We start from the raw sequence: 26084 nt of genomic DNA, 5'->3' as shown, positions 1-26084 counted from the left end.
AGCGCGCCGTCCTCGCCACGGTCTCATCGCCTGAGCTTGAGTGCTGCGCCTTTGCAGCAATCGCCAACATCTGCGCCGACCTGCTAAGGTCGACTGCCATCGACAGCATCGTCGAATCAGATTGTTGCGATGCACATGCTCGTACATGAGATGTGAGTGCAATGCAACACGCTTTATCTTGAGGGTTGATTGAGAGCGTGAGGAAGCGGCCGCAGAGTCGATGCTCGGCAGTTGAGCTCAAGCTCTGCCTCTGTCGGGCTGCGGCCGCAGCAGTGAACTGCCGGGATGGGCCGGCAGCGGATATTCGGACTCCGTCCGCGGAAGCTCCGTCTGACCTGGCGCAGGCCGGCTCGTGTGCTCGCGGATCCGGATCTGCCGGCGATGGCGGCTCCCCTCATCGAGCTCGGACGCGCCTCGGAACAGATCAACCGGAAGCCGTGTGAGGCCCACGGGTCATGCTGGCGCTCCCGGTTTGGCGATCGCGCCCGCTCCATCGTTGGTGCACGATCGCGCGAACCGGTATAGGCTTAAGATGATGCACGACAGCGACGCTCTCCTCGACGCCCTTCGTCAAGCGGGCGACCCCGAAGCGGTGCAGGCGCTGGAGCAGCTGATCCAGCACGGTGCCGATGAGGAACTCGTCCGCATCAACGCGCTGAGCTTTGCAGGCGAACACGGCTTGAGCCAGGACGCGGTGATCAGCACGCTCCTGCACGGCGCCCGGCTCGGTCTGTTCGAGATGTCCTGGAATATCCTCTGCTCCAGCTGTGGAGGCGTGCTCGGTGCGAATGCCAGCCTGAAAAGCGTGCGGCAGGACGCCTATCGCTGCGCCTTCTGCGCTCTCGACACGGAGCCGATCCTCGACGATGCCGTCGAGGTCAGCTTCGCGATCAGTCCGCGCATTCGGCGCGTCGCCGCGCACGATCCGGGCAGTCTCGCCTTCTGGGACTACCATCGGCAGATCTTCTTCGGCACGGGGGTGGTCTTCCCTGAGCCGCCCGCATTCGAGGACCTCGCGCGATTGGCGACGCTCGAAGCCGTCGAGCTGCAGGCCGGCGAGAGGATGATCCTGGCGCTGCAGATTCCGGCCGGGTCCCTGATCCTGTTCGATCCGGTCACTCATACCGCGCAGGTTCTCGACGTTGCTGGCGAACCGGCTCAGCAGCGTCAGGAGCTCAGCCTCGTGTTCGATGACATCAGGCCCGCCGTCGGCCATGTCGACCTGAAACCGGGCCAACTTCGCCTCACGTTGGAGAACCGCAGCGAAGAACGCGTGCTGCCCGGCATCTTCATCGCCGGCGAGGCGCTGAACACGCTGATCGGGGGCCGTCGGCCCTTCCTCACCGCGAAGCGCCTTTTGAGCAATCAAGCTTTCCGCGACATCTATCGGACCGACGCTCTCGATGTCGATCAGCGGCTCAAGATCCTGAGCTTGACCTTCGTGTTCACCGACCTGACCGGCTCAACGGATCTCTACGAACGGGTCGGCGATCTCGTCGCCTACGACCTGGTGCGCTCGCATTTCCAGATCCTCACGGCGGTGGTGGCTTCTCACGGCGGAGCCGTCGTCAAGACCATCGGCGATGCCGTGATGGCGACCTTTCCGATGCCGAGCCAAGCCGTCGCGGCTGCCCTCGAGATGCGAGAGGCCATGCGTCGTCTGAACACAGGTCGCGAGACGGACGAGCTGATCCTCAAGATCGGGCTTCATGAGGGACCCTGCCTTGCTGTCCTTCTGAACGACCGGCAGGACTACTTCGGACAGACGGTCAACATTGCGGCGCGCGTGCAGGAGCTCGCCACCTCCGGCGCCATCTTCGTCAGCGAGCCGGTCGTCCGGCATGCGGAGGCAGCCCGCCTGCTCACGGAGAAGGGGCTTCAGGCACAGCGGCACCTTTGCAGTTTGCGTGGGATCGGCAGTCGCATGCCCGTCTTCGAGCTGACTTAGAGCCGTTCCCGACCTGATTGCACCAGGTCGGCGGCTCTCAAGCCTTGATATGACGCGCTCCCTTACGCCGAACCGGCATCCACTTCGGCGGGGAGCCCTCCGGAGCATAGTCCGACGAAGTGGGTCCAGGTTCGGCAAGACGGAGCGACAAAGCCGGAATACCGAACGACGCGTCCGGATCCTCGACGATCAGCACGACGCTCTTCGTCCCGGCGGGCACATCGCACCAGGCGAGGGGAGGCGAGATCGTCTTTCCCGGGCGTATTTCGAAGGGATCGGTTCCCGGAGAGAAGGCGGAGCTTTCGCGTGTGAACGCCAGGACGGACCTTGTTGTGGATCGACGAGCCGGACGAAACCAGCAGCGCCGGATCAATGCTCCGCAGGTGAGCGCTCGCCCCTCACCCGACGGCTCGGCGGCCCTGGCGTGACGCCGTCACTCCGATACCGGAATCATCCTAAGGAAATCTCCGGTGCAACCACGATCGAGGTGCAGGATTCATTCACACGAGCAGCCTTCGCGCCACCCCGAGCCCCCATGCCGGGGAGAGCCCTGCGGTGCGGGATCGGGCAGGGGCGGCGTCCCGGCTGTGGGGTTCTCAGGCCATGAGTGGCTTCGAGAAACCCGAGGAGCGGGAGGTGGAACGGCCTCGCAATCTGGATCGACGCGAGTTGACGGGCCGGAGAGAAGCGCAGCCGCAAGCCGCCGATGCAAGCCGGCGATGATCGTGAAAACGACCCGAACAGGCGCAGGACCATGGAAGATGTCCTCGGCTCCAGGGACGAAGCGGCCTCTCCGGCTCGGGACAACTCCATCCTCACGGAGCAGGCAGGCCGCGCCTGAACGATGGCACCGGAGCCGAAGCGATGCAGCTGAGTGAGCTGGCCTGTGAGATCCTTGAGATCTTCCGTCAGAATCATCGCCGGCCGGGGGCGAGACTGACCTTTGGCTACTTGAGGGAGCGGCTGGGCTCCGAGCCGACGCTCACCGCGGCGGCGTCCGAGCTCACGGATGCCGGATACGTCATCGCCCCTGACGCGGACACGATCGAACTCACCGCACGGGGCTTCGATACGCTCCAGCGCGAGAATTATGGGAGCACGACAGGATAGCCGCGCGCTCCCAAGGCTCAGCCGGGCGGCCAAGATCGCAGAGGACCGGCGCCGGAGCGCGGGTCTGGACCGCCCGGCACGACCGGGAGCCGCCGCAACGGCCGGGCCGGAGGCTCCCCCGCGGAGACGGAACGGCGCGCCGTCCGCCGGACGCACATGCGGCGCCTCGAACGAAGCCTCGGGGCTTCCCGAGAAGCATCGTCTCAGGTCGTGAACAGGAGGAAACTCATGAGTGCGACAGGTCTCGCCGTCTTCGACAAGACCCTTCAGATCACCCATATCTGGCTCGACGAGCTGATGGCGGAACTCGGTCCCGACCGCGAAGTCGCATGGCACGTCCTCGGGGTCGTCCTGCGCCGAATCCGTGACCGCGTACCGCTCGAGCTTGCCGCCCATCTCGGCGCTCAACTGCCACTTCTGGTGCGTGGACACTACTATGACCAGTGGCGACCGGGTCATCAGCCGGAACGGTCGCGCAGCCTCGACGAGTTCCTGGACGGCATCGCGGCAGGCCTGGCGAATACGCGACCGGTGAACGTGCAGGCCGCGTCGCAGGCGGTGTTCGGCGTGCTCTCGCGCCATGTGGACCGCGGCCAGGTCGACAAGGTTCGCGCGGCGCTGCCCGAGGAGGTCCGCCTCCTCTGGCCCCATGAGCCGGATGCGCCCGGCATCTCGATCCTCGAAGACGAGCCTGGCGCGACGCCGTATCCTTCGGTCGGAGCAGACCGAGGCTGACATGGCCCCTCATGGAACGGCGTCGGGCGCGTCCGGTCGCTTCGGACGCGCCGCGGTTCCCGTCCACGCCGCCGAGGGCTGCGCTTTTCGCGCGATGGTGCGCCCGGGCTTCAGGCCATGCCGCAGCAAGCACGACCTCATCTGCATCAGCCGGCGCCGAACGGCGTCGTCGTCGTCCTCACGGCCGCCGACGGCGGGCTCTCCTCGCTTCACGAAAGGATGACACGAACCGAGATCGCAAAGCGGCTCGCCGGGCTCATGAATTTCGAGTTCGGGGGAGAGTATGATGCAGGGACGCGCTATCCCGGGCGGCTCTATTTTGTTCCGAGCCGGACGCTCGTCGGCCTCGAGACGGCGCAAAGCCTCGGAATACGCGGTGAGCAGGATCTGTTCGGAGGCGTGGTGCCGCACGCTTTCGTGGCCACGAAAGCCATCACCCAGCCGCTCGTGACCCCGGATGCATGCGCGCCGCCGGGATGGAACCGCGCATTCGGCGACGCCGTGCAGAACCTCGTTCTCGCCGGGTTCTCGGTGTTCACGCGGGAGGATGCTCGCCGGGCAGCCGAGACCCTCCTGCGATGCGGGAGAGTGCGGCTCAAGCCGGTTCTTGCCACCGGTGGGCGCGGGCAGGTGCTGCTCTCGGATCTCGCCGAACTGGAGACCGCGCTCGAAGCCGTCGACCCTGACGAGCTCTCCAGCTGCGGCCTCGTCCTCGAAGAAAACCTGACCGGCACGACGACCTACAGCGTTGGTCAGGTGCGAAGCTGCAACCTCCTGGTGACCTATTACGGGACGCAGCGCGTCACCACGGACAACAGCGGGCGTGAGGTCTATGGCGGCTCGACCCTGGTGGTCGTCCGCGACGGGTTCGAGGCCCTGCTCGCCCTCGATATCCCGAAGCTCGCGCGGATCGCCATTCGGCAGGCGCAGGCCTATGACAGCGCCGCATGGGCGCATTTCCCGGGCCTGCTCGTCTCCCGGAGGAACTACGATGTGATTCAGGGGCTTGATGCACGAGGACGCTGGCGTTCCGGCGTCCTGGAACAATCCTGGCGCTTGGGCGGCGCGAGCGCTGCGGAAATTGCCGCGCTGGAAGCATTCGCCGGTGATCCGGGCCTTCGGGTCGTGCGCGCGTCCTGTGTCGAGATCTACGGAGACAGTAAAGATCCGCCCACCGATTCGATCACCTTGTTCCGCGGTGTTGATGATGAGGTGGGCTTCATTTCGAAATATGCAATGGTTGACCTCCATGATACGGGATGAGCAAATCGAAATACCGGTCGACCATCGGCGGATCGCCGGCACTATGGTCCGCCCGACGATCGCAGCGCCCGGCATCCTGTTCGTGCATGGCTGGGCCGGCAACCAGGATCAATATCTGTCACGCGCGCGCGGAATCGCGGCGCTCGGCTGCGTCTGCCTCACCTTCGACCTTCATGGGCATGCAGAAACCGAATCCGATCAGGACAAGGTTACACGTGAAGATAATCTGAGGGATATCGTTGCCGCCTACGACAAGCTCGCTGGCCAAGCCGATGTGGATGCGGGTGCGATCGGTGTGATCGGCAGCAGCTACGGCGGCTATCTTGCGGCGATACTGACCTCGCTGAGGCCCGTCCGCTGGCTCGGATTGCGGGTGCCTGCCCTCTACAAGGATCACGACTGGACCGTACCGAAACAACAGCTCAACAAAAGGGAGCTGGCGATCTACCGACGCGGTCCCGTCTGTGCCGATGAGAATCGGGCACTGGGAGCCTGCGCAAATTTTCGGGGCGATGTGCTCATCGTCGAATCCGAGTTCGACGATGTCGTGCCGCATCCCGTCATCGTCAATTATCGCGACGCATTCGATCGGGCTCGATCCGTCACCTACCGGGTCATCGCGGGAGCCGATCACGCCTTGTCCGAGCCGCCCTGGCAAGAAGCCTATACTTCCCTTCTCGTGAACTGGGCAGAAGAACTCATCATCGGCGCGAGAGAATGACCGACCAAGGTACTGCTATCCAACATGAACTCTTGAGTCCGGCTCTTGGGAGGTGCCCGATGCCGGCCGATGGGCGAATCCGCCCCACCGGCCGACCCTCTCCGCATGCCCCGGCCCCATTCTCGCGGGGCGGGCCACGGCCGGCGGACCCCGGACCCCGGGCGCGAAGGCCGGATTGATCCGCCAAGGGAGGGCGGACGGGAGGGCGGACGGGTCGAGGGTCTCACCAGTGGACCGCCCGAAGCCTGCGGCGGCCGAGGACGGCTCGGCCTGCCGGCATCCGTGAAACGCGAGAGCTTTCCGCCGAGCCCTGACGCAGGCTCGGTCGCAGGCGTGCCTCCCTGCAGGCAGGTCTTGGTAGATGAAGAAGGTTGTCTGGCGCACGAATCAATTGCGCTCGTAGTAGATCATCGACCGCATCATCGATCATCGGAAAAAAATCTCATCGGATAATGGCAGCGCTTGAACCTGCCCCACATGATGTCGTTACAAGTCCCAGTGCGACCGCTTCCATAACCAGTCACATTCATGAGGACCTGAGGGATGGGACAGGCGATTTTTTCACGCGGAATAGCCCTGGTGGTCGAGGACGACCCCCACCTGCGCGACCTGGCTGCGGCCCTCCTCGAAGAGACCGATCTGCGCGTGGTCGAGGCGGCGAGCGGCGAAGAGGCTCTGGACTACCTGCGGGAACGCGCCGACGAGGTGGCCTTCGTGTTCGCCGACGTGCGCCTTCCCAACCTCGTCGACGGTGTGGACCTCGCGCGCATGATCGCGCTCAAGTGGCCGTGGATCCGGATGGTGGTGACCTCCGGCGCGGCCGGCGACCGGATCGATTACTTGCCCCGCTCGGCGACCTATATGCCGAAGCCGTGGAGGGCGCTCGACGTGCTGGTGGCTGCCGAGCAGGCCATAGCCCGCAACAGCTGAGCGCATCATGGCCGCGCCGGCCGTGATCCTTCGTGAACGCTGGCCGCATCCGGTAAGCCTGCGCACCTGATTGCCCGTCCTCGGCTCGCCCGCCGCAGGTGGGCGAGCCGGCCCGTCGGCGCCGTCGCGGATCCTGGGGCCGCCCGGGTCTGCGCGACGCGCTATCCGGCGGGCGCCGCCACCCGGGCCAGGACCGGGCGCCGACCGTAGCGCCTCGACCACCATGGAGGCCCGCAACGCCGAAGCCGGCGATTGATGGGACCTTGCGGATGGCGCCCGACGCCATCGGGCCGTCACAAGGGCTGCAAATACCGGTCCTAATGGGGGTTCCGGTGCCGCTTACGCGGTTTCCGGCCGCTCGCGAACGAGACGAAGCGCCCCCTCGATGAGGCCGCAAGCCGATGAAATCACGGCATTCGGCAGTCGGTTCATGGAGGCGGCGCTCACCCGGCGCATCGCAGGCGGCGCCATGGCGGTCGAGGATATCGACCAGGAACGCAGGCGACGGAACCTGGTGTCATGAACGACGCGACGCGCGCACCCAAGATCGCCCGGACGATCGTCGATGAGACGACGTCCATTCGGGAGACCAGCTTAGGGGCCTGCTGCGAGATTCTCGCCCGCTGTTCGATCGAATATGCGTCGATCGGCGATTACAGCTATATCGGCCACGACTCGATCGTCGCCGATGCCGAGATCGGCAAATTCTGCGCCATCGCCGCGCATGTGCGCATCGGCGCTCCCAATCATCCGATCGAGCGTCCCTCGCTGCATCGGTTCACCTATTGCCCGGAATACTACGATGCGGGCGCCAAGCGCGACCACGCCTTCTTCCTCCGCCGCCGCGAAGACCGGGTTCATATCGGCCATGACGTCTGGATCGGGCATGGGGTGATCGTGCTGCCGGGGGTCCGGGTCGGCACCGGCGCGGTTTTGGCCGCCGGCGCGGTGGTGACCAGGGATGTCGCGCCCTATGCGGTCGTCGCCGGCGTTCCGGCGCGCCGGATTCGGGAACGCTTCCCACCCGATATTGCGGAGCGCTTGCAGCGCATCGCCTGGTGGGATTGGCCGTTCTCCCGAATCATGGAGCACATCCGTGATTTCCAGTCGGACGATATCGGCCGCTTCTGCGAGACATGGGATCGTTGACCGGTCGATGGGTGCGGGCCGCGCAGGCGGCAACGTCGCAGCGCCTCGACCGACGCGCCGGCACGCGCAAGGCCCTCATGGAGGACCGGACGGCAACCTGAGGAACAGCTGATACGGGTCACCCATTCCGCTCCCAGGACCGGAGTCCGGCCTCGGACAATCCTGTGCGCGTTCGATGGCCGCCTGCTCGGCATCGGTGATCGCCTGCGCGATCCTGACCACGAGATCATGGCGCGCATTCTCGATTTCGGCCGGGTCGGCACCGCGCGCGGCGAAGGCGAGCTTATGGCCTAAGTCGTCGACGATGGCGTGCGCGGTGCGGATGGCATCCGCATGAGGTTCATAGGGCCGCGGCATCCGCAGGTCTCCCGGTCATCAGATCCGGAGCGGGCAACAGTGCCGACGCATAGGAGACGTTGACCGCCTTCCAGAAGGCATTCCGCTCGTCCGGGCTCAGCCGGGCCAGCCGCCGGTCGAGGTCCGACCGCCCTTTCGCGGCGTATTCTGCGCGTTGCGCCCTGGAGAGCGCATCTGCTGCGTTGATCATACGCACTTCCAAACCGGGGAGGTGCATCCTGCACCCAGATTGCACTGTCACATCCGGGCGCATGCGCCCGGATGTGATCTGGGAAACCCCGCGGGGGTATCCCCTGTTCCGAACAGGGCCGGGCAGCCGGCGCCGACGAGAACAGGTCGTCGAGCACCGGTGCCCTGGGGGCGGGGGGCGCCCCGGCCCACCCCTCGCCTTGGCCGGCAATCTCGCTCATAGGAGCGGTCCGGCCAAGGCTGCAGGGAGAGCGAGACGGATGTTGGAGCGGATCTTCGAGCGGACGCTGTTTGCCTCACGCTGGCTGCTGGCGCCGTTCTACGTGGCGCTGATGATCGGACTGGTTGTGTTGCTGATCAAGCTGGCACAGGAGTTGCTGCACTTCGCATTGCACGCCTGGGAAGCCGCCGAGGCCCAGACCATTCTCGGCGTGCTGACGCTCGTGGATCTGTCGTTCACGGCTTCACTGCTGATCATCGTGATGTTCTCAGGTTACGAGAACTTCGTCTCGAAATTCGACCATACCGACCACAAGGACTGGCCCGAGTGGATGGGCACGATCGACTTCACGGGACTCAAGCTCAAGCTGATGTCGTCCATCGTGGCCATCTCCGCCATTCAGCTGCTCAAGTCGTTCATGGACGTCAAGAACAACGTCGACCGTGACCTGATGTGGCTGGTCGGGATCCACATGGTCTTCGTCGTGTCCGGGCTGCTGATGGCCCTCACCGACCGCGTGGTGGCTGGTCATCATGACAAGTGATACCAACCGGCCTTGAAAATGACCGTTGGTACCGGTCTCGGATTTTCGGCAAGCCTGTGGCTTGGCGTCGAAAATCCGAGATGGGCCAACGGTCCCGTGCGTCGGCGCCCGCTGCGTCAGCAGCCCGGGCCGTTGGGATCGGTTCGCCACCGGCTGTGCCAGCAGAAGAGAGAGGCCGTGGCAGAGCGGCCCATCAGATTGTCCCGTAGGGCACGGATTACAACCTTAATTTGCAGGAAATCAAAATTTCATCTGTGGGTTATCACATGGTCGCATTGACCATGATCGTAATCACTACAAAACCTGCCTCATTTACGGAGAGCATGTCCATGGACGAAGAGGCAGGCACTGTCACCCCAGGACCCGGGGCGGAGACCATCGAACTGGTCGCCGGCATTGTTTCCGCGTACGTGTCGAACAACGTCGTGCCTCCAGCCGAATTACCGGACCTGATCGCGATGGTCAGCCGGACGCTTGGCGAGCTTGGCAAGTCCTCTGCGCCTGCCGCCGAGGAGATTCCCAAGCTGACGGCGGCGCAGATCCGGAAATCGATCACTCCGGATCACATCGTCAGTTTCATCGACGGCAAGCCCTACAAGTCGATGAAGAGGCACCTGACCAAGAACGGCCTGAGCCCTGACGCGTACCGTCAGAAGTATGGCTTGCCGCACGATTATCCGATGGTGGCACCGAACTATGCGGCTCAGCGATCGGAACTCGCCAAGAGCCTCGGCTTGGGACAGTTGCGGCGGCGCGCCATGGAAAGGCGTGCCGAGAGCGAGGCCCCGGCGGCCGCGGCGGGCGGGACGAAGAAGGGGCGCGGGCGCTCGAAGGAGGCACGGAGTGACCGCTGATCCGGGCAGAGTGGCATAGCGAGAGTGGCATGGCGAGCATGTGTCACTCTGTGCCAGGGAGATCCGTAGCGAGGCTTGCCGGCTCCTTATAGAATGGCTCTTGGAGACACCGGCCACGCAGCTTCTGCAATAGAGCCGGTGCACAAGGGGCCATGATGAAGCCGTCTGTCAGAGCGCTCGTGAAATGCCGGGTGCTGCGAGAGCTGGATTGCATCCTTGCGCAACGCAAGGCGGAGCGCATGCGAATACCTCTCAAGTCTCAGCGCCGGGGTGACGAGTACGGTTCCACCGCAGCGTAGCAGCGACAGGGCCCTCGCGGGCTCAACGCCGTCGAGGCCATCTGACGGCATGGACCTCCGAGCCGCATCGCGTCGGGCTCGATCCGATCGGTCCCATGCCGGACCGACCGTCTCGAACGGCGAGACGGGGCGCGTCCCGGGGTCAGAGATAGCCGGTGCCGGCTTCAGCGGCGAAGCGGTCGGGCGTGCCCTCCCAGACGATGCGGGCATGCTCCAGCACGTAGACGCGGTCGGCGTGGGGCAGGGCGAAGGTGACGTTCTGCTCGCCGAGCAGCACGGTGATCGGCGTGGTCTGGCGCAGCCGCTCCATCGCCTTCGAGAGCTGTTCGAGGATGACCGGTGCGAGCCCGAGCGTCGGCTCGTCGAGGATGAGGAGGCGCGGGCGCATCATCAGCGCGCGGGCGATCGTCAGCATCTGCTGCTCCCCGCCCGAGAGCGTGCGGGCCATCTGGCCGCTGCGGCTGCGCAGGATCGGGAAGAGGTCGAGCAGCCAGTCGAGCTGGCGGGCGGCCTCGGCCTTCGGCAGGTGCTGGCCGCCGAGATCGAGATTCTCGCGCACGCTCATCTCTCCGAACAGCTCGCGGCTCTCGGGCACCTGCACGATGCCGGACCGGGCGATCGAGGCCGGGCTGCGGCGCGCGAGGGTTTCGCCGCCATAGGTGATCGTGCCCGTGTAGGGCACGAGCCCCGAGACGGCGTTGAAGAGCGTCGTCTTGCCCGCCCCGTTCAGTCCCACCACGGAGACGAACTCGCCCTCGTGCACATGCAGGCTCACCCCCTGCAGCGCCTGGGCCTTGCCGTAGAGCACGTTCAGATTGTCGATTCCCAGGAGCGACTCGCCCGAGAAGGAGGATTCCGGGCGCGCGGCGGTCTCGATGCTGCCGCCGAGATAGACGCGCCGCACGGTTTCGTTGCGCATCACCTCCGTGGCGGAGCCCTCGGCTACCCGCTCGCCGAGATACATGGCGAAGACCCGGTCGACGAGCGCCGCGACGCTCTTCACGTTGTGGTCGACGAGGAGCACGGCCTTGCCCTCGTCCCGGAAGCCCCGGATCAGTTGCGAGAAATCGGCGACCTCGGCTTGCGTCAGACCCGCGAAGGGCTCGTCGACCAGCACCACCTTGGGGTCGCGGGCGATCGCCTTGGCGAGCTCCATCCGGCGCAGATCCGCGAAGGGCAGGGTCGCGGGCCGCCGGTCCATCACGGCGCCGAGGCCCACGCGCTCCGCGATGGCGCGCGCCCGTTCCTCGACGTGCGGATCGGCGAAGAGCCGCAGCAGGTTGTCGGGCAGGAGCGCGAGCTTGATGTTCTCCAGCACGGTCTGGCGATGCAGCGGCCGGGAATGCTGGAAGACGAGGCCGATCCCGGCCCGCGCGACCCGGTGCGAGGGCCAGCCGGCGATCTCGACCCCGTCGAGCTTCACGCTGCCGGCATTCGGCCGCTCGAGCCCCATGATGAGCTTCATCACGGTCGACTTGCCCGAGCCGTTCGGCCCGATCAGGCCCAGGATCTCGCCGGGCGCGACCGTGAAGCCGATCGACTTGACCGCGACGAGCCCGCCGTAGCGCTTCTGCAGGCCCTCCACGGCGAGAAGGGGGCGGCCCGCCATCGGTGCGGGCCGCGGGGGGATCGGCAGGACGGCAGCTGTCATGACCATACCTCGCTCTGCCGGAAACTCACGCCCGCTGCCCCTGGCGGGTCAGGATCCCGAGGAGACCCGCGGGAACGAACAGGATCACGGCGAGGGCCGCCGCCGAGACCACGAAGGTCGAGAGCGAGCCGAGCGGCCGCAAGAGCTCGCCCGCCGCGATCAGGAAGACCGCACCGAGCACCCCGCCCAGGATGGTGCGCCGGCCGCCCAGCACCGCGCCGATGATGACCTGAACGCCGACCGAGACGTCGACGAGCGTCCCGACCGAGGCCGTCCCCATGTAGAAGACGAGGAGCGCACCGGCGAGACCGGAGAAGAAGGCGCTGACGCAGAAGGCCGCGAGCTTGTGCTTGGCGACGTTGAAGCCGAGCGCACCGGCCTCGACCGGATCCTGTCCGCTCGCCTGGAGGATCAGCCCGACCGGCGAGGCGGCGATCGCGAACAGGATCAGCCCGCTCACGGTCATGAAGCCGAGGGCGATCCAGTAATTCGTGGCGGCGTCGACGCTGATGACGTCCGGCACCGTGAGGCCGATCTCGCCGCCCGTGGTCTCGGCGAAGACCACGATGAAGTTCTGCAGGATCAGCACCGCCACGACCGTCGTGAGCCCGAAATAGGGTCCGCGCACGCGCAAGGCCGGGAGCGCGAGCACGAGGCCGCCGATCACCGCCGCGACGGCGCCGGCCGCGAGGCAGAGCGGGATCGAGACGCCATGGCCATTGAGGATCCCGGCCGAGTAGGCGCCGAGCCCGATCAGGAAGGTCGGCCCGAAATTCACCTCCCCGGCAAAGCCGAACAGAAGGTCCCAGGCCATCGAGAACACGCCGAAGTAATAGGCGATGGTGAGCAGGCCGAGGACGTAGCCCGAGACCCAGAGCGGAAGCACCGAGGCGAGGGCGAGCCCGACCAGGCTGAGCCAGAAGAGCGGGCTGTTGAGGAGTTTCTGCACCATGAAGGCCTCGCGGGTGAAAGCTCAGCGGCGTCCGAGCAGGCCTTGCGGGCGCACATACATCACCGCCACCAGAAGCAGCAGCGCCGGGATGGTGCGGTAGGCCGGGGAGATCAGGTAGGCGGTTATGGTCTCCAGGTAGCCGACCACGTAGGCGGCGATGAGCGAACCGGAGACGCTGCCGAGCCCGCCGAGCACCACGATCGAGAAGGCGCTCGCGGTGAGCGGCCCGACGCTGTAGGACGAGACGCCGAGGAACTGGCCGAGCAGCACGCCCGCGATGCCGGCCAGCACCCCGTAGATCAGCCAGATCGCCACATAGATCTTCGACAGTTCGAAGCCGAGCAGGGTGACGCCGCGCGGGTTCATCGAGGCGGCGAGCACCACCTTGCCGGTGCGGGTGCGGTTCACGAGCAGCCAGAGCAACGCGATGGTTCCCCAGCACACCACCGCCGTGAAGATCTGGTTCCAGGGGGTGCGCACGCCCGCGATCGTGACCACGCCCTCGACGATGGGCATCACGGTCTTGGCATTGCTGGTGAACAGGTAGGCGATGAACTCCTGGATCATGATCCCCCACAGGAGCGTGCCGGTGAGGATGAAGATCTCCTTCTCCTCGGCGGGGATCGCCTTCGAGCGGTCGATCGGCTTCACGACGATGCCGTAGGTGGCGAGCGTGAGCAGCGTGCAGACCGCGACCCCGACCGCCGCCCCCGCATAGGAGCCGAGGCCGAGTTCGCTCGATGCGGCCCAGGCGACGACCGCCGCCGTCACCATCAGCGCGCCGTGGGAGAGGTTGAGCACGCCGGACACGCCGAAGATCAGGGTGAAGCCGGTGGCGCCGAGCGCATAGAGCGCCGAGATGGCAAAGCCGTCGATGAGGATCTGGATGGCGGTCATGGAATCCGCAAGAAGTGCCAGTGAGAACGGATCGTCCCCTGCCGCGGCCCGGGGAAGGGCCCCCGGGCCGCGGCAGAGCGCGCCGTCAGTTCGCGGGCGTGCCGGCCTTCACGAAGCTCGGGAAAGTGAGCTTGCCGTTCGCCACGTTCGGCGGCCAGACGGCGAGCTGCTTGCCGTCCTGCCATTGCATCATCATGCCGGAGACGAGGCCCGGCCCGTACTTGATCGAGTGGGTGAAGTCGTCGTCGCGGCCATAGAACTGGATCCGCCCGAGCGTGCCCTCCCAGTCGGTCTTTTCCAGCGCCTCGACCAGCTTGTCCGGGTCGGTCGATCCCGCCCGCCGCACCGCATCGGCGATGTAGTAGACCTCGTCATAGGCGGTGTAGCCGGCGTAGCTCGGATAATTGCCGTACTTCGCCTTGAACGCCTCCGCGAAGGGGGCGGTCTTCGGGGTGACATTGGTGCCCGGCGCGGCGAACATCTCGAACAGCACGCCCTCGGTGGCGCCGTTCGTCTCCTTCCAGAAGGTGGCGTTCGTCGCCTGCGAGGCGATGCCGATCATCGGGATCGGCAGTTGCTGGCTGCGCCACTGCACGGTCGGCTGGACGCCCACATGCGAGATGCCGGTGACGATCACGTCGGGCTTGGCGCCCTCGATGCGGCTGAAGATCGGGCTGAAATCGGTGGTGCTCGGCGAGAACCGGATGTGATCGAGAACCTGCAGGCCGACCTTCGGCAGGCATTCCTTGTAGCCCTCGTCCAGGGGCTTCGTCCAAGCCGCGTCCTCGCTCATGATCACGGCGGTCTTCATCTGGCGGCCCTCGACGAGGATCGCCTTGGCGGCGTCGCAGACTGCCTGCGACTGCGCCTTGGAGGTCAGATAGCCGTGGAAGGAATACTTGTTGCGGGCGTAGTCCTTGTGGACATTGAGCGGGATCTCGTTCGAGGCCGCGCCCGGCGTGATGAAGGGCATCTTCAGGCGCGCCGACCACGGCTGCAGGGCGAGCACCACCTCGCTGATGTAGCTCGCGATGACGGCGTGGACCTTGTCCTCGCTCGCGGCGCGCTGGAAGGCGCGGACGGAATCCGCCGCGGAGCTCTTGTTGTCGTAGGTGACGAGCTCGACCATGCGCCCGTCGATGCCGCCCTTCGCGTTGATCTCGTCGGCGGCGAGCTGCGCCGCCTGCGGGATCGAGGCGCCGGCGAGCGCCTGGGCCTCGGCGATCACCGCGATGCGAATCGGGTCCGCGGCCTGGACCGATGACGTGACGGCATGGCTGCCGACCAGGATGGTCGAGGCGAGAAGCACACGGACGAGCCGCCGCGTCGCGGCCGGCGCGAGTTTCCTCATGGCGTTTCCTCTCCGATGCCGCTGTTGATTGTGGGGTGGCGGCTCGGGCCGGGAGTGTAGCGCGCTCATCCGGGACAACAAGCGGTCGGGCGGATATTTGGTCGACCAGCTCGCCGCCGCGCTACGAGCCATGCGAAAATTCGATAGCTCGCCGGGCGCAGCCGAGGCGCCCGCTGCCGGGTGGCCCGCGTCCGGTGCCTGCATCCGACAGTCCCGGATTTCGCTTTGCCCGAACATCCTCTAACGAACCGGCAACGAACCGACGCGGCATACGCGCGACCGGACGGGAGGACAGGGCGACATGGGTCTCATCACCTATCTCACGCGCATCCAGTTCGAGCGGGGCGCGATTCGCCTCATCGACGAGGAACTCGCCCTGCTCGGCGCACGGCGACCGCTGATCGTCACGGATCGCGGCGTCGTCGCGGCCGGGCTCATCGCGCGCATCGCTGCGGCGAGCCGTCTCGTCGCCGACGCGCCGGTCTTCGACGCCACGCCCGAGAACCCGACCGAAGCCGCCGTACTGGCGGCGCGCGACCTCTTCCGCGAGCATGGCTGCGATGCGGTGGTCGCCGTCGGCGGCGGCTCGCCGCTGGACCTCGCCAAGGGCGCGGCGCTGCTCGCCACCCATGCCGAGCCGCTCGCGCAGTATGCGGCCATCCTCGGCGGCCTGCCGCGCATCCGCGCCGACCAGCCCCCGGTCCTGGCGGTGCCGACGACTGCGGGGACCGGCAGCGAGGTCGGGCGGGCGGCCCTGATCACCCTCTCGGACGGCCGCAAGCTCGGCTTCATCTCGCCGCACCTGATCCCGAATGTGGCGATCTGCGACCCCGAGCTGACGATCGGCCTCCCGCCCGGCCTCACCGCCGCCACCGGGATGGATGCGGTCACCCATTGCATCGAGACCTATCTGAGCCCGCGCTACAACCCGCCCGCGGAGGCAATCGCCCTCGACGGGCTGCGGCGCGCCACGCGCGCGCTCCGGCGGGCGGTCCGGGACGGCGGCGACCTCGAGGCCCGCGAGGACATGATGATGGCCGCCCTCGAGGGCGGTATGACCTTCCAGAAGGGGCTCGGCGCCGTCCACTCGATGTCGCACGCGCTGGGCGGGCGTCAGGCGAAGCCGCTGCATCACGGCACGCTCAATGCCGTGATCCTGCCGCACGTCCTGCGCTTCAACGAGCCGGCCTGCACGGACAAGTACGCGGCGCTGCGGGAGGCGATGAACCTGCCCCCCGGTGCCGACCTCCCGGCCGCCATCGAGGCGCTCAACCGCGACCTCGGCCTGCCGGCGACCCTCGCCGAACTGGGCGTGACCGCTCAGGATTGCGAGGGCCTGATTCCGTGGGCGGTGGAGGACCATTCCACGGCCACCAACGGACGCCCGCTCGGCGCCGACGACTTCCGGCATCTGTTCATCGCGGCCCTCGGCTCTTCGTGAGGGACGGCCGGCGCGGCCGGCACCCGCTCCGTGCCCTGGATGGGGAGGCGATCGGATCCAGATCTCTGCATCGCAGAACGCAAGGAGGAGCGACATGGCAGACGCTACCCACGGCCGATCCACGGGCGATCCGGAACGGGTGCTTCTGGATGATGCCGACACACGCGCCTTCTGGGCGCGGCGCCTGCAGGTTCCCATCGAGCAGATCGAGGCGGCGGTCGAGGCGGTCGGGGACGATCCCGCGCGGGTGGCCGCCCATCTCGGCAAGCCGTGGCCCTACGAGGAGAGCGGCATCGTCTGAATCGCAACTGACCTGCGTGGACGCCACCACGCTCCTCAGGTTCGATTGAGACCGCGTCAGCCCACGCGGCGATGTCCGCTCTCCCTTTCCCTGGCGCATGCAGCGTCAGCGGAAGGAGACCGGATGAGCTCACTGCCGGCCGGGCCGGTGATGCTCACGCGTCCGGGGCCGCGTAGCTGTTGCGGGCCGGCGAAACCCATCCGGCCGGCGGCGCCTTGGGCCGGTAGACCTCGATGAGCAGCGGATAGCACCGGGCGACATCGCTGGAATGCTCCGCACTGCAATCCCCGCCGGGGCAGGCCGACAGCGCGCCGAGGAGATCGACCTCGGCGAAGAACTCCAGATAGTCACCCGGCCTCACCGGGCTCGCCTTCATGAAGTACTGATGCGTATCGCGGGTGAAGCCCGTGCACATGAAGACGTTGAGCACGTCGTGCACGTGCCGCTTGGCCTGCGCTGGCGGCAGCCCGGTCTGTGCCGCGAGCGCCCGCGTCAGGTTCGAGTGGCAGCAATGGTGGTAGGTTCCGCCCGTGAGCAGGCGATGGGTGTAGGGATCGCAGCGGGTGCCGATCACGTCGTGCACGCCGCCGCCGTCTTCATCGAAGCCGTACCAGTCGAGCGTGTCGTCCGTGATCGTCGCGAGCGGGCGCAGAAAGGGCAGGCTCGACCACAGACGATGGCCCGTGGTGACATGGGTGCCGTGCAGCGCCCGGGTCTTGCCCGAGAAGAAGCGTTCGCCGAGGTCGTCCGCCGACCAGAGGTTCAGGTCACCGACCTGGGGTCCCTCCACGCTGACGATCCGGAAGAAGCAGCCGGCCGGCACCGTGAAGCTGCGTGCATCGCGCGGCGGCACGGTCACGGCCGCGACACGCTCCCAGCCGAGGCGGGCGGCCCGGTAGCTGTCGAGATCCGGCGGCGCGAGCGCGTCGACCGGGTAGCAGACGACCGGCCGCACCGCGCGCCTTTCGTCGGCATCCGGCGGCGGGCGATGCTCGGGAGAGGGGCGGCTCAAGGGACCTCCATCGGGAACGGCAAGGCGGTTCGGCCGCGCTCGCGGACCGCGTCACGATGGCCGCAACGATGATGCGAGTCGCGCGGATCCGCATGAGACCCGGAGCCGGGGGCGTCGTCAAACCAGCAATCAGCGGGACCAGTGCTCGGGAAGGCGCATGCCGCAGGACGGGGGGTGACTCGCCTGATCTTCCGCAAGATCGACGAAGCCCGGCCGGCATGGGCACACCGATCCTGGCATACAGTCGACTTACAGCAAGTCCGTTTCACGCCCGCCGCACCGGAATCCCACGGCTGCGGCCCTGGACGAGTTTTTGCCGGTCGAGAGATGCACTCCCGTCGGCCGACCGAGCGGTCAGGGCCGGCGGGCCTGCCCGTTCGGCCCGGCCGCCGGCCGATCGAGGCCGATCGACTGGCGCCACTCGGCGAGGAAGCGTGCCCGCTTCGCGTGGTCCTGCACGGCGAGGAGCGCCGGGCCGAGCGGAATCGGCCGGAACACGCCGGCAGCCGCCAGGCTCGGAGGGCCGTCGATGCCCGGGGGCAGGGGGCCCGTGAGATCGAAGAAGAAGGCCTGGTCCCGGCTCACGCGCCGCCCGCGCTCGGACAGCAGATAATCGAGGAAGGCGAAGCCCTCGGCAGCATGGGCCGCCGTGGTCGGAATGAGCGCGGCGCGGCTCAACACCAGCGTGTAGTCGCGCGGCACCACGATGCCGAGCTTCGCCCCCCGCCGCATGGCGCCGTAGACGTAGGAGCCGAGGAGATTGTAGCCGAGCGCGATGCGGCCGGCTTCGAGATCGGCGATCAGCGCGCCGGTGCAGCAGCGCACCTGGAGGTTCGCGCGCCCGAAGGCCTCGACGAGGCGCCCATAGGTGACGGCGCTGCGCGCGTCATAGGCCGCGAACAGGTAGCCGATCCCCGAGACCGTGATGTCGTAGGAGCCGACCCGGCCCGCGTAGCGTCCCGCCTTCTCGCGCAACAGATCCACCAGCGCGGCGCGGCTGTGGGGCACGTCGTCCGGGGGCACCAGGTCCGGCCGGTAGGCGATCACCGCCGGCTCGGTGGTGAAGCCGAACACCTCGTCGCGCCACAGGGCATAGGCCGGCAGCCGGGCGGTCTCGGCGGAGCGGTAGGACCGGGCGCAGCCGTCATTGGCGAGTTCGACGAGGTGGTCGACGGACGAGGAGATCAACAGGTCGGCGGAAAAGCCGGCGGCGCGCCCGGCCGCACAGGCGGCGGCGGCCTGCGCGTAGAGATCGGCGGTCTCGTACTCGACATAGATCACCGCGACATCGGGCGAGAGGGACTGGAAGTCCCGGATCAGCGGGGCCATCGCATCGACATCGGCGGCGGACCGGATCGTCAGCTCCACGCGCTGCCATTCCGGGGCCGGGAACCGCGTCACCTCCTCGGCGCCCGCACGGCCCGCACCGAGGATAAGCACCAGCGCAGCCAGCACGGTCCGGATCACGGCGCCGCCTCCGCGGCCGGAAAGGAGAGGAGGACGGCGAAGCCCTCGTCGGAGCGCGACTCGAAGCGCATCTCGCCCCCATGCGCCGCCGTGACCTCGGCCGCGATGGCGAGGCCCAGCCCTGAGCCGATCGCGCCGCCGGAGGCGGCCTGGAACGGCTCGCGCACGCGCCTCCACTCCGCCGCCGGGATGCCCGCGCCGTCATCCACCACCTCGACGGTGATGCGGTCGCGCTCGCGCCGGGTGCGCACCGTCAGCCGGCCCGGCGCCCCATGCTTGATGCCGTTGTGGATGAGATTCGCCAGGGCCTCGCGCAACGCGATCGGATCGCCGCGGATCGGGAGCGGCTCGTCCGGCCCCTCGTAGCCGAAATCGATCGGGCGTGTGCCGGCGAGAGGAATCGCGTCGATCAGGGTGCGGCGGGCGATCGCCCCGAGATCGACCGGCGCGAGCGGAATGGAGCGCGCCCGGTGGATGACCATGGCGTGGTTGAGGAGCTGGTTCGTGAGGCGCCCGAGCTCCGCGGTGCGCTCCTGGACGCGGATCACCTGCTCGCGCCGGCGCGCCTCGTCGCCTTCCGCGGACAGGAGATCGACCTGCGCGCCGAGCGCGGCGAGCGGCGTGCGGATCTGGTGGGCCGCGTCGGCGATGAAGCGCCGCATGATCGCCATATGCCCGGAGAGCCGGTCCATGAAGTGATTGATCGAGGTCACCAGGAGGTGGATCTCCCGCGGGACCGCCAGATCGAGCGGATCGAGGTCGTTGGGGCCGCGCCCCGCCAGCACGCGCTCCAGGGCGGCGAGCGGGCGCAGGGCCGCCCGCACCGCCACCGTGACGGCCCCGAGGGCAAGGGCGCTCATCGTCAGGACGAGGAGGCTCGCCTTGGCGGTCAGGTCGCCCGCGAGCCCGTTGCGGGCCTCCCGCGTCTGGGCGACGACCACGGCCGCCCAGCCGGCCTTCGGGATATCCGGCACGTAGCGGCCCGCCACCACGACGCGCACGGGCTCGCCCCGGTGCGTGGCGTCGAGGAGGAGGGGGCCGTCGCCGAGCCGCGCCCGGTCCACCGGCACGGCGAGGTCGGGGCTCCCGGTCAGAAGGCCGTCCGACGGGTCGACCACCTTGTAGAAGATGCGGTCCCGCGGGGCGAGGCCGAGCGTCTCGAAGGCCGAGAAGGGGGGATCGACGGTGATCTCGCGCCCGTCGCTCGCGATGGTCTCGGCGATCTGGAGCGCCGCGCCGACGAGGAGGCGGTCATAGGCCTGATCGGCGGCGAGCCGCGCCGAGGTCCAGGCCGCCCCGAGCAGGAGGGCGGCCCCCACCGCCAGGACCAGCCCGAGCACCGTCACGAGGCGCAGGAACAGCGAGGGCGTGCGGCCGATCACGGCTCGGGACACACGACCTGATAGCCGAGTCCGCGCAAGGTGCGGATCTCGGGCTCAGCGCCCGCCTGCGCGAGCTTGCGGCGCAGGCGGGCGACGATCTGCTCGAGGGCGTTCTCGCTCGGCTCCTCCTCGAAGGTCGAGAGGCGGTCGAGCAGCTCCGCCTTGCCGAAGATGCGCCCGGGCCGGGCCGCCAGGATCTCGATCAGCGTCCATTCGCGGCGGGTGAGGTCGAGGGGCTGGCCGCCGACGCTGGCGCTGCGGGCGGCCCGGTCGAGGCTGAGATTGCCGCACGCGATGGCGTTGTCGGCATGCCCGCTGTGCCGCCGCAGCAGCGCCCGCACCCGGGCCTCCAGCTCGCGAAAATCGAAGGGCTTCACGAGATAGTCGTCGGCGCCGAGATCGAGGGCGCCGACCCGGTCGTCGACCTCGGAGCGGGCGGTGAGGACGAGGACGGGCGTGCGGCCCCGGCGCGCCCGCATCCGCTTCAGGATGGCAAAGCCGTCGAGCCCCGGCAGGTTCACGTCGAGGATCACGAGGTCGTAGGGCTGGACCTCCAGCACCGCGTCGCCCATTGCCCCGTCGCGCTCCCAGTCGACCGCGTGGCCGAGCGTCCGCAGGCGCGCCACGATGGCCTCGCCGACGTCCTGCGTATCCTCCACGAGCAGGATCCGCATCGGGCCGCGCTCTCCCTCCCCAGCCCCGTTCTGTCAGGTTGGCAACAGGTTTCCAGCCTACATCAGCGGCCAACGCCCGGCCAAGCGGGTGAGAAGAATTCCTCAAGGGAGGTTCCATGATGAACGCACGCCCGAGCCTCGTCCCGGAGCCGCTGCTCTCGGTCCAGGGCGTCACGCTCCAGTACAAGACCAGCGATCACCTCGTCACCGCGACCTACCGGGTGGATTTCGAGGTGCTGCCCGGCGACCGCTACATCCTGCTCGGGCCTTCGGGCTGCGGGAAATCGACCCTGCTCAAGGCGATCGGCGGCTATCTGACCCCCGTCGAGGGTGAGATCCGGCTGAAGGGCCGCAAGGTCAGCGAGCCCGGCCCCGACCGCATGATGGTTTTTCAGGAATTCGACCAGCTCCTGCCCTGGAAGACCGTCAAGCAGAACGTCGCCTTCGCGCTGACCGCGAGCGGCCGGGCCTCCGGGCCTGAGGCCATGGACCGGGCGATGGCCTATATCGAGAAGGTCGGCCTCGCGAAATTCGCCGATTCCTACCCGCACATGCTGTCGGGCGGCATGAAGCAGCGCGTCGCGATCGCCCGCGGCATGGCGATGGAGCCCGACATCCTGCTCATGGACGAGCCCTTCGCGGCGCTCGACGCGCTCACCCGCCGCAAGATGCAGGACGAGCTGCTCCGGCTGTGGGAGGACACCCGCTTCACGGTCCTGTTCGTCACCCATTCCATCGAGGAGGCGATCAAGGTCGGGACGCGCATCCTGCTGCTCTCGCCCCATCCGGGCCAGGTCAGGGCGGAGCTGAACAGCCTCGCGCCGTCCGAGCTCGGCACCGCCGCCCAGGGCGCCCTCGAAGCCCGCATCAACGACATGCTCTTCGCTTGAATGGATACCAACGGCCCAGGCTGCTGACGCAGCAGGGGCTGACGCAGCGGGCCGTTGATCCATCTCGAATTGTCGATGCCAAGCCTTTGGCTTGGCGACAATTCGAGAGCGGAACCAACGGTCACATGAAAATGACCGTTGGTAGAAGACCGCTCCTCGCCGCGACGAGGAGCCAGGGAGAGACACGCCATGACCACCGCTTCCACCCTCGGTCTCGACCGCCGGCCCGAGATCCTGCGCGAGACCTCCGCGGCCGGCGCGATCACCGTCGAGCAGCGCCTGTCGCTGCCGGAACTCCTCTACCGGCAGGGCTGGCTGCGCAAATGCGCGGTGCTCGCCACCCTCGCCGTGCTCTGGGAGGTGTACGGCCGCTGGCTCGACAACCCGCTCCTGTTCCCGACCTTCTCGGCCACCGTCGAGGCGTTCGGGACCGCGATCCTGAGCGGCGAGATCCCCGCCAAGGCGCTGATCTCGCTGCAGACCCTCGCCATCGGCTACGGCATCGGCATCGCGCTCGCCGCAATCCTCACCACGATCGCCATCGGCTCGCGCATCGGCACCGACCTGCTCGAGACCCTGACGGCGATGTTCAACCCGCTTCCGGCGATCGCGCTCCTGCCGCTCGCCCTGATCTGGTTCGGTCTCGGCCAGGGCAGCGTGGTCTTCGTCCTCGTGCATTCGGTGCTGTGGGCGATCGCCCTCAACACCCATGCGGGCTTCCGCTCGGTCTCCAACACCCTGCGGATGGTCGGGCTGAACTACGGCCTGCGCAACCTGCGGCTGGTGCGCGCGATCCTGATCCCGGCGGCCTTCCCGTCGATCCTCACCGGCCTCAAGGTCGGCTGGGCCTTCGCGTGGCGCACGCTGATCGCGGCAGAACTCGTCTTCGGCGTCTCCTCGGGCTCGGGCGGCCTCGGCTGGTACATTTTCGAGAACCGCAACGCGCTCGAGACCACCAACGTCTTTGCGGGCCTGTTCACCGTGATCCTGATCGGCCTCTTCGTCGAGAACGTGGTCTTCGCCAATATCGAGAAGCGGACGATCCGGCGCTGGGGCATGCAGCATTGAGGATGGGCGGCTCGCGCCGCCCTCCTGCCAAATCTTCAACGACACTCACGAGGAAACGACCGATGTTGGGACAGAAATGGCTGAGGCTCGCCGCTGGCGCCGCGATCGCGCTCGGCCTCGCGACGATGCCGCTGCGGGCCGAGGTCTCGGAGGTGCGCATCTCGAAGGGCTACGGCATCCTCTACCTGCCGCTCTTCGTCATGCAGGAGAAGAAGTTCCTGGAGGCCCAGGCGGCCAAAGCCGGCCTCGGGGACGTGAAGGTGACCTGGCTCACCCTCGACGGCGGCAACGTCATCAACGACGCCATGATCGCGGGCTCCCTCGACATCGCCGGGACCGGCGCGCCGGGCTTCCTCGCCCTCTGGTCCAAGGGGCGCGGCAGCCCGAAGACCGAGGTGATCGGCGTCTCGGGCATGTCCACCACGGCGCTCGACCTCAACGTCAACAAGGCCGAGATCAAGTCGCTCGCCGACTTCACGCCCAAGGACAAGATCGCGATCCCGGGAATCAAGACCTCGCTCGCCGCGGTCGTCCTGCAGATGGCGGTCGCCAAGCAGTTCGGGCCGGAGAACTACGGCAAGCTCGATGCGAGCACGGTCGGGCTGCCGCATCCGGAGGCGGTTGCGGCGCTCCTGTCGGGCAAGACCGAGATCGTGGCCCATTTCGCCTCGCCGCCCTTCACCCAGGTCGAGCGCGCGGACCCGAAGATCCGCACCATCCTCAAGGCGTCCGAGGTCTTCGGCCCGATCACCCTCGACGTGGTCTTCGCCCTCAAGCGCTTCACCGAGGCCAACCCGAAGCTCACCCAGGCCTTCCTGGACGCCCTCGATCAGGCCAACGCCTTCATCCAGGAGAACAAGGCCGAGACGGCCGAGATCTTCGCCCGCGCCTCGAAGGTGAAGGTGACGCCCGAGGAGGTCCGGCCGATGCTGGACGACCCCGACAGCCGGTTCTCGTCGACCCCGACCGGCATCATGGAATTCGCGACCTTCATGCACCGCGTCGGCATCATCAAGACGAAGCCGGCCGCCTGGACGGACCTGTTCATTCCCGCCCTTCGCGAGCGGGCGGGGAGCTGAGCACCGGCCGCCAGGGCGGCTGACGGAAAAGTAACGGCGCCTCGGACGGCGGGGCGGGCTCCCGCCGTCCGGACCTTCTGTCGGCTTTCCCGCCCCGCGCGCCCTCGGCTATCAGGGTGCGATGTGGACCCGGCCCATTCCCTTCCTCGACCCGATCGCGGCCGCCGCGCGCCTGCAGGGCCGGCCGGGCCTCGCCTTTCTCGACAGCGCCATGCGCCACCCGGAGCTCGGGCGCTATTCCTACCTCGCGGCCGATCCCTTCCTGCGCTTCGAGGTCCGCGGCGGACGGGCTTTCCGCGATGGCGCTCCCCTCGAAGGCGCACCGCTTGCGGCGCTGCGGCGCCTGCTCGCGCCCTACCGGGCCGAGCCCCTGCCCGGGCTGCCGCCCTTCCAGGGCGGCGCCATCGGCTATCTGGCCTATGATTTCGGGCAGAGCCTCGAGCGCGTAGCCGTGCCGCCGCGGCGCGCCAGCCTGTGCGACGACATCGCCCTGAACCTCTACGGCACTCTGGTCGCCTGGGACCACCGGGAGGAGACCTGCCACCTCGTCGCGACGGGCTTCCCGGAGACGCGGGGGCCGGCCCGCGAGCGGCACGCCCTGGCCTGTCTCGACGCCTGGGAGGCTCTCCTCGCGGGTCCCGAACCGGTCGCCCGTCCCCGGAGCGTTCCGCCCCTGGCGTGGCGCTCGAACTTCTCGGCCGAATCCTACGCCGCGGCGGTCGAGCGGGTGCGCGCCTATATCCGGGCCGGCGACATCTACCAGGCGAACATCGCCCAGCGCTTCACCGCCGCGCTGCCGCCCGGCTTCGACGCCTTCGCCTTCTACCGCCGCCTGCGGGCGCGCAACGCCGCGACCTTCGCGGCCTATCTCGATTTCGGACGGCTCAAGGTGGCGTCGAGCTCGCCCGAGCGCTTCCTGCGCCTCGACGGGCGGCAGGTCGAGACGCGGCCGATCAAGGGCACCGCGCCCCGCTCGCCCGATCCGGCCGAGGACCGGGCCCGGGCGGAGGCGCTTCTCGCCAGCGACAAGGAGCGGGCGGAGAACGTCATGATCGTCGATCTCCTGCGCAACGACCTGTCGCGGATCTGCGAGCCGCACAGCGTGAGCGTCCCGACGCTCTGCGGCCTGGAGACCTATGCGGGCGTGCACCATCTCGTCTCGGTGGTCACGGGACGCCTGCGCGCGGGCGCCGATGCCCTCGATCTCCTCGCCGCGACCTTTCCGGGCGGCTCGATCACCGGCGCCCCGAAGCTGCGCGCCATGGACATCATCACGGAGATCGAGGGTGATGCGCGGGAACTCTACTGCGGCAACATCGGCTGGATCGGCTTCGACGGCCGCATGGACACCAACATCGCGATCCGCACGGTGTTCATGGACGAGCGCGAGGCCGTGCTGCAGGCGGGCGGCGGCATCACGCTCCTCTCCGACCCCGTCGCCGAGTACGAGGAGACGCTGACCAAGGCGGAGCGCATCTTCGCCGCGTTCACGGAAGCGGCGGGAGACCCCACATAGGTCGTGAAAGACCGCGTCCCGGCACGATCCTCGCTCCCGAAGCTCGGGGATCGCGGTCCTCGGGTTCAGGAGCCGCGGCCCTGC

Annotated in this window: 27 protein-coding genes; 16 read left to right on the top strand and 11 right to left on the bottom strand. The window is 67.9% G+C overall.

Features of this window, described 5'->3' with window-relative positions:
* Positions 1-535: 535 nt before the first annotated feature.
* On the top strand, positions 536-1948 hold the full coding sequence (locus MNOD_RS00380) for an adenylate/guanylate cyclase domain-containing protein (protein WP_043750048.1): 1413 nt from the start codon (positions 536-538) through the stop codon (positions 1946-1948).
* A 37-nt stretch (positions 1949-1985) separates the two neighbouring features.
* Here MNOD_RS00380 and MNOD_RS50255 read toward each other — a convergent pair whose 3' ends face one another.
* Positions 1986-2168, bottom strand: coding sequence for a hypothetical protein (locus MNOD_RS50255; RefSeq protein ID WP_341874481.1), 183 nt, complete (start codon positions 2166-2168; stop codon positions 1986-1988).
* A 644-nt stretch (positions 2169-2812) separates the two neighbouring features.
* On the opposite strand from MNOD_RS50255, the gene MNOD_RS00375 reads away from it, so the two are divergent.
* The 7 genes from MNOD_RS00375 to MNOD_RS00350 all read left to right on the top strand — a co-directional run bounded on the left by MNOD_RS00375 (position 2813) and on the right by MNOD_RS00350 (position 7856).
* Entirely contained in the window at positions 2813-3058 is a 246-nt protein-coding gene (locus MNOD_RS00375; RefSeq protein ID WP_012634366.1) for a hypothetical protein, read from the top strand.
* Positions 3059-3286: 228 nt separating this feature from the next.
* Positions 3287-3793, top strand: coding sequence for a DUF2267 domain-containing protein (locus MNOD_RS00370; protein ID WP_012634365.1), 507 nt, complete (start codon positions 3287-3289; stop codon positions 3791-3793).
* A 117-nt stretch (positions 3794-3910) separates the two neighbouring features.
* A complete protein-coding gene (locus MNOD_RS00365; protein ID WP_012634364.1) occupies positions 3911-5056 on the top strand; it encodes a DUF3182 family protein in 1146 nt (381 codons plus the stop codon).
* Entirely contained in the window at positions 5043-5777 is a 735-nt protein-coding gene (locus tag MNOD_RS00360; RefSeq protein ID WP_012634363.1) for an alpha/beta hydrolase family protein, read from the top strand. Before MNOD_RS00365 ends, MNOD_RS00360 begins: the two co-directional genes overlap by 14 nt.
* Positions 5778-6320: 543 nt before the next feature.
* Complete coding sequence (locus tag MNOD_RS00355) at positions 6321-6707, top strand: response regulator (RefSeq protein ID WP_012634362.1); 387 nt, start codon at positions 6321-6323, stop codon at positions 6705-6707.
* A 385-nt stretch (positions 6708-7092) separates the two neighbouring features.
* Positions 7093-7230, top strand: a complete 138-nt coding sequence (locus MNOD_RS45920) for a hypothetical protein (protein WP_157091359.1) — start codon at positions 7093-7095, stop codon at positions 7228-7230.
* Complete coding sequence (locus tag MNOD_RS00350; RefSeq protein WP_012634361.1) at positions 7227-7856, top strand: DapH/DapD/GlmU-related protein; 630 nt, start codon at positions 7227-7229, stop codon at positions 7854-7856. The genes MNOD_RS45920 and MNOD_RS00350 overlap by 4 nt, the downstream gene beginning before the upstream one ends.
* 75 nt (positions 7857-7931) lie before the next feature.
* Here the strand turns inward: MNOD_RS00350 and MNOD_RS00345 are convergent, their stop codons facing one another.
* Positions 7932-8213 (bottom strand): hypothetical protein, encoded by a 282-nt coding sequence (locus tag MNOD_RS00345; protein WP_012634360.1) that lies wholly within the window; start codon positions 8211-8213, stop codon positions 7932-7934.
* On the bottom strand, positions 8197-8403 hold the full coding sequence (locus MNOD_RS00340) for a hypothetical protein (protein WP_012634359.1): 207 nt from the start codon (positions 8401-8403) through the stop codon (positions 8197-8199). Before MNOD_RS00340 ends, MNOD_RS00345 begins: the two co-directional genes overlap by 17 nt.
* A 259-nt stretch (positions 8404-8662) precedes the next feature.
* Here MNOD_RS00340 and MNOD_RS00335 point away from each other — a divergent pair, with 259 nt between their 5' ends.
* Complete coding sequence (locus tag MNOD_RS00335) at positions 8663-9166, top strand: TIGR00645 family protein (protein ID WP_012634358.1); 504 nt, start codon at positions 8663-8665, stop codon at positions 9164-9166.
* Between the two features lie 329 nt (positions 9167-9495).
* On the top strand, positions 9496-10020 hold the full coding sequence (locus MNOD_RS00330) for a Ros/MucR family transcriptional regulator (RefSeq protein ID WP_012634357.1): 525 nt from the start codon (positions 9496-9498) through the stop codon (positions 10018-10020).
* A 441-nt stretch (positions 10021-10461) separates the two neighbouring features.
* On the opposite strand, the gene MNOD_RS00325 is transcribed toward MNOD_RS00330, so the two are convergent.
* The 4 genes from MNOD_RS00325 to MNOD_RS00310 all read right to left on the bottom strand — a co-directional run bounded on the left by MNOD_RS00325 (position 10462) and on the right by MNOD_RS00310 (position 15170).
* Positions 10462-11970: an ATP-binding cassette domain-containing protein gene (locus MNOD_RS00325; protein WP_012634356.1), complete on the bottom strand. Its 1509-nt coding sequence runs from the start codon at positions 11968-11970 to the stop codon at positions 10462-10464.
* Positions 11971-11995: 25 nt separating this feature from the next.
* Positions 11996-12922, bottom strand: coding sequence for a branched-chain amino acid ABC transporter permease (locus MNOD_RS00320; RefSeq protein WP_012634355.1), 927 nt, complete (start codon positions 12920-12922; stop codon positions 11996-11998).
* A 21-nt stretch (positions 12923-12943) separates the two neighbouring features.
* The gene (locus MNOD_RS00315; protein WP_012634354.1) at positions 12944-13819 is read right to left on the bottom strand and encodes a branched-chain amino acid ABC transporter permease; all 876 of its coding nucleotides are present in this window, start codon (positions 13817-13819) and stop codon (positions 12944-12946) included.
* Positions 13820-13904: 85 nt separating this feature from the next.
* Complete coding sequence (locus MNOD_RS00310) at positions 13905-15170, bottom strand: ABC transporter substrate-binding protein (RefSeq protein ID WP_012634353.1); 1266 nt, start codon at positions 15168-15170, stop codon at positions 13905-13907.
* A gap of 301 nt (positions 15171-15471) precedes the next feature.
* Here MNOD_RS00310 and MNOD_RS00305 point away from each other — a divergent pair, with 301 nt between their 5' ends.
* Entirely contained in the window at positions 15472-16611 is a 1140-nt protein-coding gene (locus MNOD_RS00305) for an iron-containing alcohol dehydrogenase (RefSeq protein WP_012634352.1), read from the top strand.
* Between the two features lie 94 nt (positions 16612-16705).
* Positions 16706-16912: a DUF3606 domain-containing protein gene (locus MNOD_RS00300; protein WP_012634351.1), complete on the top strand. Its 207-nt coding sequence runs from the start codon at positions 16706-16708 to the stop codon at positions 16910-16912.
* Positions 16913-17066: 154 nt separating this feature from the next.
* On the opposite strand, the gene MNOD_RS00295 is transcribed toward MNOD_RS00300, so the two are convergent.
* From MNOD_RS00295 to MNOD_RS00280, 4 genes are all read right to left on the bottom strand, one after another.
* Complete coding sequence (locus tag MNOD_RS00295) at positions 17067-17924, bottom strand: urea carboxylase-associated family protein (protein WP_012634350.1); 858 nt, start codon at positions 17922-17924, stop codon at positions 17067-17069.
* 354 nt (positions 17925-18278) lie between these two features.
* A complete protein-coding gene (locus tag MNOD_RS00290) occupies positions 18279-19391 on the bottom strand; it encodes an ABC transporter substrate-binding protein (protein ID WP_012634349.1) in 1113 nt (370 codons plus the stop codon).
* Positions 19388-20785, bottom strand: coding sequence for a sensor histidine kinase (locus tag MNOD_RS00285; protein ID WP_157091358.1), 1398 nt, complete (start codon positions 20783-20785; stop codon positions 19388-19390). Before MNOD_RS00285 ends, MNOD_RS00290 begins: the two co-directional genes overlap by 4 nt.
* Positions 20770-21447: a response regulator transcription factor gene (locus MNOD_RS00280; protein ID WP_012634347.1), complete on the bottom strand. Its 678-nt coding sequence runs from the start codon at positions 21445-21447 to the stop codon at positions 20770-20772. Before MNOD_RS00280 ends, MNOD_RS00285 begins: the two co-directional genes overlap by 16 nt.
* Before the next feature lie 119 nt (positions 21448-21566).
* On the opposite strand from MNOD_RS00280, the gene MNOD_RS00275 reads away from it, so the two are divergent.
* The 4 genes from MNOD_RS00275 to pabB all read left to right on the top strand — a co-directional run bounded on the left by MNOD_RS00275 (position 21567) and on the right by pabB (position 26000).
* Positions 21567-22337 carry an ABC transporter ATP-binding protein gene (locus tag MNOD_RS00275; RefSeq protein ID WP_012634346.1) on the top strand — a complete coding sequence of 257 codons (771 nt, stop codon included), beginning with the start codon at positions 21567-21569 and terminating at the stop codon, positions 22335-22337.
* A 189-nt stretch (positions 22338-22526) separates the two neighbouring features.
* Complete coding sequence (locus tag MNOD_RS00270) at positions 22527-23405, top strand: ABC transporter permease (protein ID WP_012634345.1); 879 nt, start codon at positions 22527-22529, stop codon at positions 23403-23405.
* 62 nt (positions 23406-23467) lie between these two features.
* Positions 23468-24484: an ABC transporter substrate-binding protein gene (locus MNOD_RS00265; protein ID WP_012634344.1), complete on the top strand. Its 1017-nt coding sequence runs from the start codon at positions 23468-23470 to the stop codon at positions 24482-24484.
* A gap of 121 nt (positions 24485-24605) precedes the next feature.
* Positions 24606-26000, top strand: coding sequence for an aminodeoxychorismate synthase component I (gene pabB, locus MNOD_RS00260; RefSeq protein WP_012634343.1), 1395 nt, complete (start codon positions 24606-24608; stop codon positions 25998-26000).
* Positions 26001-26084 lie beyond the last annotated feature (84 nt).

It is taken from the genome of Methylobacterium nodulans ORS 2060 (assembly GCF_000022085.1).
Taxonomy (GTDB): Bacteria; Pseudomonadota; Alphaproteobacteria; order Rhizobiales; family Beijerinckiaceae; genus Methylobacterium; species Methylobacterium nodulans.
The sequence above is the reverse complement of the archived record's forward strand: the minus strand, read 5'-3'. Positions and strand labels throughout refer to the sequence as shown.